At 37.5% G+C, this 14,709-nt stretch carries 12 protein-coding genes and 3 tRNA genes; 7 read left to right on the plus strand and 8 right to left on the minus strand.

The window, feature by feature from the left end:
* Position 1: 1 nt before the first annotated feature.
* The 4 genes from ATE92_RS11865 (at position 2) to ATE92_RS11880 (ending at position 4,286) form a co-directional block, all read left to right on the plus strand.
* A complete protein-coding gene (locus ATE92_RS11865; RefSeq protein WP_100803928.1) occupies positions 2 to 499 on the plus strand; it encodes a TrmH family RNA methyltransferase in 498 nt (165 codons plus the stop codon).
* A 34-nt stretch (positions 500 to 533) separates the two neighbouring features.
* Positions 534 to 1,622, plus strand: coding sequence for an AI-2E family transporter (locus tag ATE92_RS11870; protein ID WP_100803929.1), 1,089 nt, complete (start codon positions 534 to 536; stop codon positions 1,620 to 1,622).
* Between the two features lie 7 nt (positions 1,623 to 1,629).
* On the plus strand, positions 1,630 to 2,802 hold the full coding sequence (locus ATE92_RS11875; RefSeq protein ID WP_100803930.1) for a class I SAM-dependent methyltransferase: 1,173 nt from the start codon (positions 1,630 to 1,632) through the stop codon (positions 2,800 to 2,802).
* A gap of 110 nt (positions 2,803 to 2,912) precedes the next feature.
* On the plus strand, positions 2,913 to 4,286 hold the full coding sequence (locus ATE92_RS11880; protein ID WP_100803931.1) for an FG-GAP-like repeat-containing protein: 1,374 nt from the start codon (positions 2,913 to 2,915) through the stop codon (positions 4,284 to 4,286).
* 469 nt (positions 4,287 to 4,755) lie between these two features.
* Here the strand turns inward: ATE92_RS11880 and ATE92_RS11885 are convergent, their stop codons facing one another.
* The 8 genes from ATE92_RS11885 to ATE92_RS11920 all read right to left on the minus strand — a co-directional run bounded on the left by ATE92_RS11885 (position 4,756) and on the right by ATE92_RS11920 (position 6,798).
* Entirely contained in the window at positions 4,756 to 5,019 is a 264-nt protein-coding gene (locus ATE92_RS11885; protein WP_232729151.1) for a GIY-YIG nuclease family protein, read from the minus strand.
* A 91-nt stretch (positions 5,020 to 5,110) separates the two neighbouring features.
* Positions 5,111 to 5,374, minus strand: coding sequence for a GIY-YIG nuclease family protein (locus tag ATE92_RS11890; protein WP_232729152.1), 264 nt, complete (start codon positions 5,372 to 5,374; stop codon positions 5,111 to 5,113).
* A gap of 91 nt (positions 5,375 to 5,465) precedes the next feature.
* A complete protein-coding gene (locus tag ATE92_RS11895) occupies positions 5,466 to 5,729 on the minus strand; it encodes a GIY-YIG nuclease family protein (RefSeq protein WP_232729153.1) in 264 nt (87 codons plus the stop codon).
* 91 nt (positions 5,730 to 5,820) lie between these two features.
* Positions 5,821 to 6,084: a GIY-YIG nuclease family protein gene (locus ATE92_RS11900; protein ID WP_255396950.1), complete on the minus strand. Its 264-nt coding sequence runs from the start codon at positions 6,082 to 6,084 to the stop codon at positions 5,821 to 5,823.
* Positions 6,085 to 6,175: 91 nt separating this feature from the next.
* A complete protein-coding gene (locus tag ATE92_RS11905; RefSeq protein ID WP_255396950.1) occupies positions 6,176 to 6,439 on the minus strand; it encodes a GIY-YIG nuclease family protein in 264 nt (87 codons plus the stop codon).
* Between the two features lie 39 nt (positions 6,440 to 6,478).
* Positions 6,479 to 6,552, minus strand: a tRNA-Arg gene (locus ATE92_RS11910).
* Between the two features lie 49 nt (positions 6,553 to 6,601).
* A tRNA-Pro gene (locus ATE92_RS11915) sits at positions 6,602 to 6,676 on the minus strand.
* A 38-nt stretch (positions 6,677 to 6,714) separates the two neighbouring features.
* Positions 6,715 to 6,798, minus strand: a tRNA-Ser gene (locus tag ATE92_RS11920).
* Positions 6,799 to 7,034: 236 nt separating this feature from the next.
* Between ATE92_RS11920 and ATE92_RS11925 the strand changes: the two genes are divergently transcribed.
* The 3 genes from ATE92_RS11925 (at position 7,035) to ATE92_RS11930 (ending at position 14,695) form a co-directional block, all read left to right on the plus strand.
* On the plus strand, positions 7,035 to 10,925 hold the full coding sequence (locus ATE92_RS11925; protein ID WP_100803932.1) for a hybrid sensor histidine kinase/response regulator transcription factor: 3,891 nt from the start codon (positions 7,035 to 7,037) through the stop codon (positions 10,923 to 10,925).
* A 112-nt stretch (positions 10,926 to 11,037) separates the two neighbouring features.
* The gene (locus ATE92_RS14175) at positions 11,038 to 11,190 is read left to right on the plus strand and encodes a hypothetical protein (RefSeq protein WP_232729154.1); all 153 of its coding nucleotides are present in this window, start codon (positions 11,038 to 11,040) and stop codon (positions 11,188 to 11,190) included.
* 4 nt (positions 11,191 to 11,194) lie between these two features.
* On the plus strand, positions 11,195 to 14,695 hold the full coding sequence (locus tag ATE92_RS11930; protein WP_157809629.1) for a tail fiber domain-containing protein: 3,501 nt from the start codon (positions 11,195 to 11,197) through the stop codon (positions 14,693 to 14,695).
* The last annotated feature ends 14 nt before the right edge of the window (positions 14,696 to 14,709 follow it).

Raw genomic sequence — 14,709 nt, forward strand, 5'->3', positions numbered from 1 at the left:
TATGTCTCAACTTTCCCATACCACTACTCCTTTTATTTCTAAGAAATTTCCAATTGTTGTTATTTGTGATGGGTTAAATGGTCCGGCAAATATTGGAGCTTTGTTTCGTACATGTGAAGCGTTTGGCGTTTCTGAGATTATCTTTTGCAATGCCGAAATAGAAATGTCCTCTCCTAGAATAAAAAAAACAGCGAGAGGTGCACAGGAAAAGATTTCCTATAAATTATCCGACGACATACTTGCTGAAATTAATTCCTTAAAGAATAGGGATTACCAATGTGTTGCTTTAGAAATTACCGAGACGAGTATTCCCATTGAAAAGTTGATTCTTTCAAATAGAAATATAGCCCTAGTAATTGGCAGCGAACAAGACGGGATTTCAGAAAAAGCGCTTGGGATCGTCTCACAAAGTACCCACATCACCATGTACGGGGAAAATAGCAGTATGAATGTTATTCAGGCAACCTCAATTGCCCTGCATCAGTTAACAAAACTTTGATATTTCGGTATTCCAATTATGGTATCTTTACACAATGAAGGCTAAGGAAATAAGTTTTGGAGTTTTAAAAGTAATTGCAATACTTGCCGGTATCTGTTTGTTACTTTGGTTTATTTTCAAAATACAAGCCTTACTGCTTTATGTAGGCATTGCTGCCGTCATATCTTTGATTGGACGACCGGTAATGCTGTTTTTAAAACGCCGATTTAGATTTGGAAATACACTGGCTGCCTTTGTCACCTTAATCCTGGTCATTGCTACCTTTGCGCTAGTGCTTAGAATCTTTGTTCCTATAATTATTGAACAAAGCAAGAACATTTCAGATATCGATTTCGATCTGGTGAAAAGCGACTTGAACGATTTAAATGTTCAGGCCAGTGAATATCTGGGTGTTGAAAAAATAAATTTAATTGAAGCCATAAAACGAACCGAATACGTACAAAATTTCAATCTTGAGATCATTCCCAGTTTTATAGATATTTTCTTCCGAAATGTAGCCAGCTTCTTTGTCGGTCTTTTTTCGGTATTGTTTATTGCTTTCTTTTTGCTGAAAGATGAAAATTTAATTGTGAGAGCTGTTACAGTTTTCGCAAACCCGGGGAAAGAAGAGCGTTTTGTGAGAGTTCTTACTAAGATAAAGGAGTTGTTATCACGCTATTTTGTTGGATTGCTGTTTCAGATTATGATATTAACATTGTTTTATGCTGTCCTGTTGCTGTTTTTCAATGTTAACAACGCAATTGCAATTGCACTTATTTGTGCCTTCTTAAACATCGTGCCTTACATTGGTCCATTGATAGGTGGTGCTGTAATGTTGCTCGTGGTTGTATCGAATAATTTAGGGGCCGACTTCTCTTCTGAATTGTTACCCCTATTAATTTACGTATTCATTGGCTATGCCGTGGCTCAAATTTTCGACAATTTAATTACACAACCCGTTATTTTCGGAAAAAGTGTAAAATCACACCCTTTGGAGATATTTATCGTAATTCTAATTGGAGGCTATCTTTTCGGGATTGCCGGAATGATTTTGGCGGTACCTTCCTATACCGCATTAAAGGTAATTGCAAAGGAATTTCTTTCAGAATACAAAATTGTAAAACGCCTTACAAAAAACCTCTAGCTGTACTTTGAATAAGCATATTTTACACAAAGACGTTCAGGATTTTATAAAGAATTACAAGGATGACATTACGACTCTGGCCTTTACAGGCAGTCCTTTTACCAATATAACTACACAAGAACTTATTCAACAAATTGAAAGCAGGCAGAAGGCCGAAAAAAAACTACCAACATGGTACAAAGCTTCAGGAATTTATTATCCGCCAAAACTCAATATTGAACAAACTTCTTCCGAAGTCACCGCAAAGTATAAATCCGAATTAGTTTCGGGGACATCGCTGGCCGATCTCACCGGCGGATTTGGAGTAGATAGTTATTTCTTTGCTAAGACACATGAAACGGTAACTCATTATGAGATCAATGCGGAGCTCTCAGCCATAGCCCGGCATAATTTTGGAATGCAGGATAAAAAAAATATTGAATGTATTTCCGGAAACGGAATCGATTTAATTGAAGGAAAAAGGTTCGACACTATCTACGCAGATCCTTCCCGACGTCACGATACCAAGGGAAAGGTTTTTTTTCTTGCCGATTGTGAACCCAATATTCCTAAAAATCTTTCATTGCTTTTAGAACGTTGCAACACCCTATTGCTCAAAACATCCCCCATGCTGGATATCACTGTGGGATTGAACGAACTGGCGCATGTTGCAGATATTCATATCGTGGCTGTTGAAAATGAAGTGAAGGAGTTATTATGGTTGCTTAGAAAATCCTTTGAAGGTCAACCCATTTTAAAAGCAATCAATTTTTCGGGAAAAAGCATTGAAACATTTCAATTTAATTGGAATAAAACATCTGCTGCGACCTACGACATGCCGAAACAGTTTTTATACGAACCCAACGCTGCTATTATGAAGAGCGGGGGTTTTAATGCAATTTCTGAAGCATTTAAACTTTCAAAGCTGCACACCAGCTCACATTTGTACACCGGTGATACAAATATTGAATTTCCCGGACGTGCATTTACAATTAAACAGGTTGTCCCCTATTCTAAAAAAAGCATGAAGAAGGCTCTTACTTTTACAAAGGCCAATATAACGGTACGTAACTTTCCTGAAACGGTTGCCACATTGCGAAAAAAATGGAAAATCAAGGAAGGTGGTGATGTCTACCTATTTTTTACCACCCTGATGGGTGATGAAAAGGCGATGATAGTTTGTAGGAAGCAAACAAAATAAAACACTATTATAAAACCATTTTCTTTCACATATTTTTTCTTTTTACATATTTTCACCAATTTTAATATACAAATAAGGCTTATCTTATATGTAAACCGATATCCTTTGATATGAAAATTTTATTTCTATTTGTTCTAGTTTTAGGAAATTCTACGTTTTCACAATCATTTAATAAAGATCACATTGTGGATACTGATGTTGGTTTTGTTAGAATACAACAATCAGGAGATTTTGATAATGATGATGACCAAGACTTGCTTTCTGTTTCTGCAACACTTGTAGCTTGGTACGAAAACCTGGATGGTTTAGGTAATTATGGAGATCCAATTACTATTGATATTGATATGGGCCAGTCTTTTAATCAATTGGTTGTTGACCTTGATAAAGATGGAAAAGAGGATATATTAATTAGTTATTTTGACCAAGATTTAATAGTCTGGTATCAAAATTTGGGAGGTGGCACTTTTGCTCCTTTTGTGGTATTGGCATCCGGCCTTAGTCAGGCTAGTGGTATTGCTGCTGGTGATTTAGATGGTGATAATGATTTAGATTTGGTTCTCGGAGTCTCTAATAACTCCGGACTATACTGGATAGAGCACCTAGATGGCAACGGTAGTTTTGGCCCCCTTATCCCAATAAGTAATACTTTGTCACAAGCACGTAGGCAAGTTGTTGCAGACATCGACGGGGATAATGATTTAGATGTGTTATCAAATTCAGCAGGATCTTCCATCATGTCTTGGTTTGAAAACACTGATGGCCAAGGGGATTTTTCCATACAACATATTGTTGCTGTAGGTGGATTATACGAAAATTATTTCCACATGAGTGACTTGGATGGTGATTCCGATTTAGATATTCTATCTAATAAAGTTAATGAAATTTTATGGAGAGAAAATTTGGGAGGGGGTAATTTCGGCCCTGCACAAATTATTTTCAGTTATACAGACCCCACTCCGGACTTAGCAAGTGTTTATGCAGTTGACCTGGATAATGATGGCGACCTTGATGTAACTTATGATTCTGGTTATGATTTCGGCAAAGTATTTCATCTAAATACTGATGGGCAAGGTAATTTCGGGCCTGCTAACATCCTAACTTCACCGGATGGAGGTACTTCCGGGAATAATTTACCTGTTGATATTGATGGAGATGGGGATATGGATTTAATTAACACAAGCTTATTTTTTGAAATGAATAATAGAAATGATATTTATTGGTATGAGAATCTAACCATTCTAAGCATAACAGATATAGAAATAAATGACCTAATTCTTAGTCCAAATCCTGTGGACGAAATTTTAAGCATTACAAGTAAAGATGACCTTCAAAATGCAATATTTTATCAAGTTATTGGGCAATCTATTTTAGTAACTAAACAGAACTTTGACAAGATTGATGTTTCTTTCTTACCCAAAGGGATTTATTTAGTTGAGGTGCAGACAAATAATGGAAAGACAATAAAAAAGATAATTAAAGATTAATTTACTCTCTAAAATATCCGGTGTTATAAAAGATTCGATAAAATCTTGTCAGGATTATCTGAGTTGATCCTGAAGGCAATCCGTAGTCTACATGAAAAGCACAAATGTAAACGTGTGTTTGCTTTTTTGTTTTCAAACTGATAGTGAAAGATGAGGATTAACTGCGTTGATCCTGAATGCGCTCCGTAGTCTACATGAAAAGCACAAACGTAAACGTTTGTCTGCTTTTTTGTTTTCAAACTGATAGTGAAAGATGAGGATTAACTGCGTTGATCCTGAATGCGCTCCGTAGTCTAAATGAAAAGCACAAACGTAAACGTTTGTCTGCTTTTTTGTTTTCACTTAGGTGTTTGAACAAGTTCAAACCTCATTCAAACAAAAAAGCACTCATAGATATGAGTGCCTTTCATCCTTAAGTGATCGCAGCAGGATTCGAACCTGCGACCGTCCCGATTAAAATCGGGATGCTCTACCCAATTGAACTATTATTTTTAATAAGCTGAAGAATCATTCGTTTGCTCTTCCAAGCTTTAATTGTTCTTTCCCTCAAATAGGCTTCACCTTTGTTTTTGCAATTTTCGGTATAAACTATTTCCCAGTCCTTAATCCGGGCAGTAAAACCCTTGTGATTTGATAAATGTCTTCGTAATCTTTCTGTTGGGTTATCCTTATTATGACCAACATAGAAACGATCTAAGCTTTTTGAATATAAAATGTAGACAAAGTAAATCATATCAAAAACAAAAAATCCCCTATTCAAGGGGATTAAAAGTGATCGCAGCAGGATTCGAACCTGCGACTGTCCCGATTAAAATCGGGATGCTCTACCCAATTGAACTATTATTTTTAATAAGCTGAAGAATCATTCGTTTGCTCTTCCAAGCTTTAATTGTTCTTTCCCTCAAATAGGCTTCACCTTTGTTTTTGCAATTTTCGGTATAAACTATTTCCCAGTCCTTAACCCGGGTAGTAAAACCCTTGTGATTTGATAAATGTCTTCGTAATCTTTCTGTTGGGTTATCCTTATTATGACCAACATAGAAACGATCTAAGCTTTTTGAATATAAAATGTAGACAAAGTAAATCATATCAAAAACAAAAAATCCCCTATTCAAGGGGATTAAAAGTGATCGCAGCAGGATTCGAACCTGCGACTGTCCCGATTAAAATCGGGATGCTCTACCCAATTGAACTATTATTTTTAATAAGCTGAAGAATCATTCGTTTGCTCTTCCAAGCTTTAATTGTTCTTTCCCTCAAATAGGCTTCACCTTTGTTTTTGCAATTTTCGGTATAAACTATTTCCCAGTCCTTAACCCGGGTAGTAAAACCCTTGTGATTTGATAAATGTCTTCGTAATCTTTCTGTTGGGTTATCCTTAGTATGACCAACATAGAAACGATCTAAGCTTTTTGAATATAAAATGTAGACAAAGTAAATCATATCAAAAACAAAAAATCCCCTATTCAAGGGGATTAAAAGTGATCGCAGCAGGATTCGAACCTGCGACCGTCCCGATTAAAATCGGGATGCTCTACCCAATTGAACTATTATTTTTAATAAGCTGAAGAATCATTCGTTTGCTCTTCCAAGCTTTAATTGTTCTTTCCCTCAAATAGGCTTCACCTTTGTTTTTGCAATTTTCGGTATAAACTATTTCCCAGTCCTTAACCCGGGCAGTAAAACCCTTGTGATTTGATAAATGTCTTCGTAATCTTTCTGTTGGGTTATCCATAGTATGACCAACATAGAAACGATCTAAGCTTTTTGAATATAAAATGTAGACAAAGTAAATCATATCAAAAACAAAAAATCCCCTATTCAAGGGGATTAAAAGTGATCGCAGCAGGATTCGAACCTGCGACCGTCCCGATTAAAATCGGGATGCTCTACCCAATTGAACTATTATTTTTAATAAGCTGAAGAATCATTCGTTTGCTCTTCCAAGCTTTAATTGTTCTTTCCCTCAAATAGGCTTCACCTTTGTTTTTGCAATTTTCGGTATAAACTATTTCCCAGTCCTTAACCCGGGCAGTAAAACCCTTGTGATTTGATAAATGTCTTCGTAATCTTTCTGTTGGGTTATCCATAGTATGACCAACATAGAAACGATCTAAGCTTTTTGAATATAAAATGTAGACAAAGTAAATCATATCAAAAACAAAAAATCCCCTATTCAAGGGGATTAAAAGTGATCGCAGCAGGATTCGAACCTGCGACCGCCTGCTTAGAAGGCAGGTGCTCTATCCAACTGAGCTATGCGACCATTTTGTCAAAATTATAAAAAAAACCGAACCCACAGGTCCGGTTTTTTGTCGGGGTGGCAGGATTCGAACCTGCGACCTCCTGCTCCCAAAGCAGGCGCGATAACCGGGCTACGCTACACCCCGTTCACTTTTGCCAATATACTATAGCAAAGTTAACTTTGCGGAGAGACAGGGATTCGAACCCTGGCAACGGTTACCCGTTGACAGATTAGCAATCTGCTCCATTACCACTCTGGCACCTCTCCAATTTGTTAAGAACGTTCAATTTTTATGCGGATGCAAATGTAACTTATCAATTCTTATAACGCAAAAAAATAGGCTGTTTTTTAGATGACAATTTGCATCCTTGCAAGTTTTAGGCACAATACCCTGAATCTCAAATTACTTTCTCATTTTATTTAGTAAATTTAGATAAACCTAATTCAGTATATTTTTGAAACATAGCTACTTTATTCTTTTTTTAGCATGCTCCTTTTTCGGGATGGCTCAAACTCAAAAACAAGTGAGTTTTAGTCAGTTGTCTGTGAATGAAGGCTTGTCGCAAAATAGTGTAGTTAGCATTGCACAGGACAGCACGGGCTATCTATGGTTTGCTACTCAGGATGGCTTAAACAAATACAACGGAAAAGAGTTCACCTATTACGAAAAACTATTTGAGGATGTAACCCGGGAGAATTTCAGTAAATTGGGTAAGGTATATGTAGACCAAAAAAATGACCTTTACATAATTACCAAAAACGGGATTCTTGAGAAACATCATAGGGCAACCGATTCCTTCATACAAATTAAGCGCTTTCTAAATCCGAGTTCCCTATTTATGGATACGCATCATAATCTATGGATAGGCACCTATGGAAATGGTTTGTACGCAATTTCTGAAAAACTAAAAGATACGCTTCAAATTTTTAAAGGAAAGGATGTTATTGCGCATACCTATGCAATTTCTCATTTTGAAAATCGAGTCATAGCAGCTACATCAACCGGAGTTTTTTCTATTCACCCACAAACGCTTCAATATGAAGAAATTCCTTCGGAAGGAAATAATACGGCCATTAACTACAGTAGCATTACAACACGAGACAACGAACTATGGATAGGTACTTATGGGAACGGACTTTTTCTCAGAAAGGCTTCAGAGAGTGTATTAACAAAATTTAGAGGATTCGATGCTAAAAATACCTTGCCCGACAATCTCAATATCGAATCAATATTAATAGACTCTAAAGACAGGATGTGGTTGGGAACCTACGGAAATGGAGCATATCTTATCGAATTTAATACTCGAAAAATCACACAATTTGTTCCACAGCAATCCAATCCGAAGGCAATTCATTACAACGATATTCTATGTATATATGAAGATTATACAGGTAATATTTGGTTTGGAACCGATGGTACAGGCCTAAGTTATTACGACGAAAATCTAACCAAATTCAATGTGCTTACGAACTACGAAATCCCTTATTTTGCGAATGTAGATGTAACGCGTGCCATTGCAATTGATCCGAAAGGCAATTTTTGGATTGGAACTTCAGGAAAGGGATTGACCCTTTACGATCCTTCAGTCAATAAGTTTACTTCTTTCAAATACGATGAAACCAAACCTACTGGAATTCCTTCCAATAGAGTCATGAGTATTCTAGCAGAGGAAAATCGGATATTCATCGGATTTCAAGAGAAAGGGCTTGCCATTCTGGAAAAGGGAAAAGGATTCACCGGTTACGATACTAATACAATGGGGCTTCCTACCGGATTAACCATCTGGTGTATTTTTAAGGATTCTCAAGGTCGCTATTGGTTGGGAACACGTGACAATGGGCTTATTCAATTTAATCCGGAACAGGGAGTCATTCAACATCATACCACCCTGTCGAATTCCGGCACAACTATTTCCAGCAATAATGTGCGCGTTATTATTGAAGGTGCTCCCGGGGAGCTGTTTATTGGTACGGAAAGTAGAGGAATCGACAAATTTATAATCAAGGATCAGGCTTTTGTTCATTACCCCCATCCCGAAATTCAAAATATAAAGTCATTGTACTATACGCCGGAATACCTATGGATTGGCACCAATGGAAATGGCTTACACGCCTTTAATAACACCAGTGAAAAGCTGTATAGTTATAATTTAAAAGACGGACTTCCAAATAATGTTATTTATGCCATTCTCCCCGACGAAGAGAATAATCTTTGGCTAAGCTCTAACAGAGGCCTGTTTAAATTTGCTGTAGAAAATCCTGGGGATAAAGCTAGAATTGTGAATTACGGTACTTACGACGGCTTACAATCCCTGGAGTTTAATACCGGAGCCTATTTTAAAGATACTAAGGGGACACTTTATTTTGGCGGTCTCAGCGGAATTAACTGGTTTGACCCTTCTCGTCTCACAAGTAATCCCATAGCGCCAAAAACAACAATTTACCGTTTAGAAGTGTTTACTGAAGAAGTTCCTCTTGATGTGAATAAGTCGTTTAACTATAAAGAGAATACGTTATCTTTCACCTTTGCGGGTTTGCATTTTTCACAACCTGAAAGAAATATGTATACGTATTTCTTGGAAAATCACGATGTGAATTGGTCTAAACCCTCAAATTCCAATTATGCACATTACACCAATTTACCATCGGGGGATTATACGTTTAAAGTGCTTTCCAGTAACTACGACGGTGTTTGGGGCACTATTCCGGCTACCTATTCTTTTACCATAAACTCCCCATGGTACTTAACGCTGTGGGCAAAACTTGGTTATATTTTTCTCTTCCTTTTTATCCTGTATGTTGTGTATACTTATTTAAAATCAAGGTGGAGTATGCAGGTGCAACTGCAACTTGAACACCAAGAAACAGAACGCTTAAAAAAACTGGATGAACTAAAAACGAAATTATACACCAATATTTCGCATGAGTTCAGAACTCCATTGACCCTTATATCCGGACCGGTAAATCAATTAATCTCGAACTCAGTAATTTCTGAAAAAGACAAAAAAGCACTACATATTATTGATAATAGTTCTAAACGGATGCTTCGTTTGGTAAATCAATTGCTGGAACTCTCACAACTGGAAGCCGGAAGTGTTCATTTAAAAGTAGGACGACAGGAATTGTATCCGCAAATATTTCAAATAATTGAAGCCTTTAAGATGCCGGCGCATGAAAAAGGAATTCATTTAAAAACTAATATCATTGAATTTAATGAAACATGGTATGATAAAGATGTCATGGAAAAAATTGTCTCTAACCTTCTCTCAAACGCTGTAAAATATGCTCCCGATACTTCTGAAATTTTGGTAAAGGTTTCTGAAGTGTCAGGTTTTGCTGAAATTGAAGTAGCAAATAAAAATGAATCGCTAACGCCTCTGGACTTGCAAAAACTTTTCGGGCGATTCTATCAGCATAACAAAGATGCCGAAGGTGTTGGTATAGGTCTTGCCCTTATCAAAGAACTGGCTACTTTATCCGGAGGTTCAGCAAAAGTGATGAGAAAAACTCCTTCAATAATTTCCTTTATTATAAAAATTCCCATCGAAAAATCGAAATACAATGCAAACTTCATTATCTCCGATCACAGAACGGAGCTTATTGTCCCTAAACCATTGGAAATTTTTAAACCGGAAAATGCAGAGCAACCGCTTTTACTCGTGGTAGAGGATAATCTTGAGGTGCGTAACTATATTATTTCATTATTTTCTGAAAATTTTAAAATTCTTGAAGCTGAAAACGGACTTATTGGAATAAAAAAAGCTATCAAAGAAATTCCCGATCTTATAATTAGTGACATTATGATGCCAATAAAGGACGGAATTGCACTTTGTAATACGCTAAAAGACGATTTTAGAACGAGTCATATCCCAATCATCTTATTGACGGCAAAGGTTGGTGACAGAAATGAATTAGAAGGATTACAAAACAAGGCAGACGATTATATAACCAAGCCCTTTAATGCAGATATTTTAATTCAAAAAGTGGTCAATTTTATCGAGACCAGAAAAGAGTTGCAAAAAAGATACAGTCAGAGTATCTATCTACGCCCCAAAGATATTGCCATTACTCCTTTGGATGAAAGTTTTTTTGAGAGCGTTCAAACCATTATTGATACAAAAATTACGAATCCCGATTTTAAAGCGGAAGACTTTGCTAAGGAACTGAATCTTAGCCGAATGCAATTACACAGAAAGTTAAAAGCACTAACCGGTCTAACAACCACCGAATTTTTACGCTCACAGCGATTAAAAGCAGCGGTAAATTTGTTAAAAACATCAGATCTTACTGTTTCCGAAATTGCCTACTCGGTTGGATTCAACACTCCTTCCTATTTTATTAAATGCTTTAAAGTAGCCTATAATACTACGCCTAGCGAGTTTTTAGCTAAGTAATAAAGTGCCGCGTTACATATCTTCCATGAATTGTTACAATAGTAGCATATCCTTTCTTCACTTCTGTCTAGGTTTGTAATATCCCAATTAATTAATCCTTTCATTGTTACAGATGAAAAAAGTGAAATCTGCCTTTGTGGGCGATATTGAAAATAGTATACCTGAAATTTATTTGACCATTGATCATTTAAAATCCGGCGACTACAAATTCCACATTGTCGAACGACAGAAGGTGATAAAAACAATTAGTGTTAAAAAAAAGTAACCTCATGAAACATTTACTACTATTAGGATTACTGCTCAACGGTGCAGTGTGCCTTTCACAGGTTGGGATCGGAAATATAAATCCGAATGCCTCATTGGATATTTCATCCAGTAATGTGGCAACTCCTACAGAAACAGACGGAATATTAATTCCGAGAGTAGACGACTTTCCATTAACGAGCCCCGGTGTTGCCCAGGACGGAATGATGCTTTTTTGTACAGGCAATGGTACACCTTCCAAGGGATTTTATTACTGGGACAATGCAACAACCTCCTGGTTAAATTTGGGAGGCGCAAAAGCCATAAATGAATTAAGTGATGGAAAAAGTGATACAGATGGCACCAATGATGGTTCTTCGATTTTTTTAGGAATAAATGCAGGAGCGAATGATGATGGCACCAACAACCGAAATATCGGTGTTGGCTGGGAAGCTTTAACTTCCAATACCACAGGAGCAGACAATATAGCTATAGGAAATAATTCGCTCACCTCAAATCTAAGTGGATTTTCAAATGTAGCAATTGGTAGAGAAGCTTTATATAACACTACCGGAAATGGAAACATTGGGATTGGATTTCATAGTTTATACACTAATTCAAGTGGTTTCGATAACGTAGCCATTGGTTTTGACGCAATGAGTAATACAACAACCGGTAATAGCAATACCTCTATGGGTTCTCAGGCACTTCGGTTAAATACTACTGGATCTTCCAATAGTGCTTATGGCCGGTATGCCATGGAAAATAATACTACTGCAAATAACAATACCGCTATAGGATTTGGATCCATGCGCAGTAATACCACAGGTGGGAATAATAATGCTGTGGGTTTTTCGACCCTTTATAATAACATTACCGGGAGTTTTAATACAGCTTTTGGGTCTTATAGTCTATTTAACAATACAGCGAGTTACAATACTGCCATAGGAGCAAATTCACTTAATGCAAATACTACAGGGGATTCTAATTCAGGTTTTGGTTATCGCGCATTATACAATAATGTTGGTGGTGCTGGAAATACTGCAGTGGGGGCATCCACATTGTATAGTAATACCTCTGGATCACGAAATATTGGAATTGGAATCTTTTCACTCCGAGACAATACCACAGCAAGTGATAATGTTAGTATTGGCGCTGGCGCCTTGAGAAACAACACCACAGGTTATAATAATATTTCGCTTGGTAGTTTTTCACTAAATGATAATTTAACTGGTTATTCCAATGTTGGGATAGGCTATCAAAGCTTATATTTTAACACTACTGGTGTAGACAATATCGCAATGGGGAATAATGCCTTAAGGACTAATGTTTCAGGCTACAGCAATGTTGCGATAGGGACAAATGCACTTTACAACAACACAGGTAATGGAAATATCGGTATAGGGTTCGGTTCACTCCAACAAAATACATCGGCTAGTGACAACGTTGCCATAGGCTTTGCTGCATTGGAAGATAATACCACCGGAACACAAAATATTGCTCTTGGGTCTCAAGCCCTGGCAAATAATACGATAGGTTTCTTCAATATGGCGTATGGAAGATATTCGCTTACTGCAAATACGACCGGTGCAGGAAATGTGGCCATGGGACACGGCACATTAAGAGATAATGACACAGGGAACGACAACGTGGCCATTGGAGGAAGCGCCGGAGATGGTGTGAACGGGAATAATAATGTCTTTCTTGGGCAATTAGCAGGAAGCAATGGTACTACTAATACAAATTCAGGGAATGTCCTTTTAGGGTATAGAGCCGGACAAAACAGCGTTTTAAACAATAGATTATATATTGAGAATTCCAGTAGTACTACCCCACTTATTTATGGGGAATTTGACACAAACATCTTACGAGTAAATGGTACTGTACAAGTAAATGATCCGACAGGAACAGGCTATCAACTTCCAGCTGTCGATGGTTCTGCCAATCAGGTATTACAAACCGATGGAGCCGGAGCGATCTCATGGATCACACCAACCATAGGAGCAGAAAGGATCAATGACCTTGCCGATGGTCGCTCAGATTATGATGGATCCCAGGACGGCTCTTCAATATTCTTAGGCATTGGAGCCGGTGCTAATGATGATAGTACCGATAACCTTAATGTAGGAATTGGTTTAAATTCATTGACGAGCAATACTACCGGAAACGGAAATATTGGATTAGGATATAATACCCTTTTTAACAATGTAGATGGCTTTAGCAATATTGGTATAGGAGTAACAGCTTTATATGCTAATACTTCGGGGTCGGAAAATGTTGCAGTTGGTAATGGCAGTCTTTATTCCAATACTACCGGAACAGGCAATACTGCTGTAGGTTCTAATGCGTTAGGGGGTAATATTGATGGATATCATAATTCTGCGCTGGGCTTGTTTGCACTGGCCTCCAATACAGATGGTTATGAAAATACTGCTATGGGATATAATGCGTTAGGGCTAAGCACATCCGGAACAGGAAATACAGCCGTTGGAAGCTCAGCACTAGCGTCTAATACCCTTGGTCATTCTAATGTTGCACTAGGTTATGCGGCATTAAATGGAAACTCTTGGGGAACCGGCAATATTGCTATTGGGTTCGAAGCACTAATAGCGAGTGACGGAGATGGGAATGTTGGTATCGGCTCTGAAGTATTACGCTTTAACACTGCAGGATTAGGTAATACCGCATTGGGATACAATGCCGGTTATTCAAATGTTGTGGGAAATGGAAATGTTTTTATTGGTAATGAAGCAGGTTATCATGAGTTAGGCAATTATAAGCTATATGTAGAAAACTCCAATGCAGATGCGAACAATGCCCTAATATACGGAGAGTTCGATAACAATTTACTTCGCTTTAATGCAGATGTTGAAGTAAATACCGGATCATTAAATGTGGATGCGGGTACCTTATATGTAGATGAAGTGAACAATAGAGTTGGTGTAGGTACAACAGGACCAACACAACGCTTTTCTGTAAATGGTGCTGCCAATCTTAATCAAGGAATTGGTACGGGTATCGCGTTACAAGTGAATGGCAGTGAAGCCTTATGGTATAATGGCACCTACTTTAGCTGGGGTTTTGGAGGGACAGCTAATTTTTTCGCAGACAATGTGGGGATTGGTGTTTCCAACCCGAACGTCGCTCTTGATGTTATTGGTGATATCGAATATACAGGAACTATTACCGATGTATCGGATGTTCGCTTAAAAGAAAATTTTGAAGACATAGGTAATGTATTAGAGCGTATAATGACTATTACCGGATATTCATACAATATGAAGAATGATGGGGCAAAAAAACGCGAATACGGTGTCATTGCTCAGGAAATTCAAAAGGTATTTCCTGAAATGGTCAAAGTGATTGATGACAAAGATCATCTTGGTGTAAGTTATATTCAGCTTATCCCCGTGCTATTAGAAGCAATAAAGCAACAGCAAAAAATTATTGATTCACAGAATGTAAAAAATGAAACACTAGAGGTTAGATTATCCAAAATTGAAGCGCTGGTTCTCAATAACAATTAACCCCCAACTTAACC

Source organism: Ulvibacter sp. MAR_2010_11, assembly GCF_002813135.1.
GTDB lineage: Bacteria > Bacteroidota > Bacteroidia > Flavobacteriales > Flavobacteriaceae > Altibacter.